The sequence below is a fragment of the Microcoleus sp. T2B6 genome, from assembly GCF_036700475.1.
In the GTDB taxonomy this organism is placed as follows: Bacteria; Cyanobacteriota; Cyanobacteriia; order Cyanobacteriales; family Microcoleaceae; genus Microcoleus.
In genome coordinates this window covers 1-1,439 of the sequence record NZ_JAUBOZ010000123.1, presented here as the reverse complement: position 1 = coordinate 1,439, position 1,439 = coordinate 1, and the positions used below count along the sequence as shown (strand labels likewise).

The 1,439-nt window shown below is 47.3% G+C and carries 1 pseudogene; it reads right to left on the bottom strand.

Features of this window, described 5'->3' with window-relative positions:
* Nucleotides 1-875: pseudogene (locus QUA00_RS31915) on the bottom strand (hypothetical protein); the annotation flags it as partial.
* Nucleotides 876-1,439 lie beyond the last annotated feature (564 nt).

The following is a 1,439-nucleotide window of genomic DNA, read 5'->3' as shown; positions in this document are numbered from 1 at the left end:
GCCGCCGTGCCACCGGTGCGAGTAACGTTAATCGTAACCGGGCCGCCTTCAGCCACCGTGTAATTTGGTTGGGCGAATTGGAAGATACTTGGAGATGTCGGCGTCGGCGTCGGCGTCGGCGTCGGCGTCGGCGTCGGCGTCACATCAAGGCCTTGATATTGAATACTCCGCACTAGGTAGTCGGAACTATCGCTTTTGGGGGATGTGCCGAGGTAGGCAGCGGTGGGGCTATCGTAGGCTTTGGCGGAGAACCGTAATTCGTCAAAAGCAACGCTAGTGGAATTTGCTTGTATCTGGAATGTGAAATTGCCATCGGTACGATCGCCAATGAAAGTCACTCCATCTGAAGACACAGAGAGAGGTTTTGGAGTGGCAGGAGCGTTGACGCGAGCGATCGTAAAATTGCTTGCCGATACCTCCGCCCCATTATTAAAGAGTTTCAGCAAACCAACTTCATTGCCTTGATCGCCCAGATCTGTTTTGACACCCAATGCACTGAGGCCGATCGTGGCGCTAGTGATGTCTTTGTTATCTGCCCATTTCACCCTCAGCGTCTGAGATTGATTGGTGTTGGGGTCATGGTTGATTTCCGCCCGAATTTTAGTGGGGTCGGTAAACCAACCACTATAAGAGCCTAGGACACCAATACCAGGCTCAGCGCCGTAGCTCAACCCGCTTTTAGGGTTTTCGTTCGTTGCTAACGTGAGGTTGCTGATGGGAATAGGGTTAGTGTAGTTCGTTTCAAAGCCATCAAAAGCTATCCCAGACAGTTGGATGCCTTGATTCTTGGCGGCAGTAGGCCATTGTGTAATTAGGTCAGTGACACTGCTGTAATTAGTGTTTTGACCCAAAGAACCAGTGATTGAAGTAGCCATAGCTTCTCCTTTGATGATGAGTAATTAAGGATTAGAAGTGAGTGAAAACCAGAGGTTGGGCTTTCTTGTAGCGATCGGTCACTGCAAGAAAAATTCCCTCATAGATGCAGGTAAATCAAGTAAAAATGCTTGCCCAATAAGCCTCTGAAGGTATTATTGCCCCCGATTAAATGTTGAGTGTAAATAATTACACCTACTTAGACACATTTACATACATATGTCTAACTTTCATCCTCAATAAGTTTTATCCGGACAAATTGCGATCTTTTTTTCAGCCCTATAAAAAGCGGGTTTTCCACATCTGTAGAGGAGAGCTTAAATCCCACATTCCGGGCCCCCCAAAAGGCCGCGTTCACTGCTTCAGCGGACAGAAGTGAATCCGCAGAGACAATTATGAGTAAAAATACTTATGATTTTATATCTCTAAGCATCACCCAGTTGGGAATTTCTGAAAATTGGGGTTCGGGCGTAAGTTAAATCTGATTTCAGTGAACTAACCTGACGGTCAACGGAGTTAGAGTCGATAGGAGCGTTACCACTCCTACCTCTCCTTCAGAACGGAAC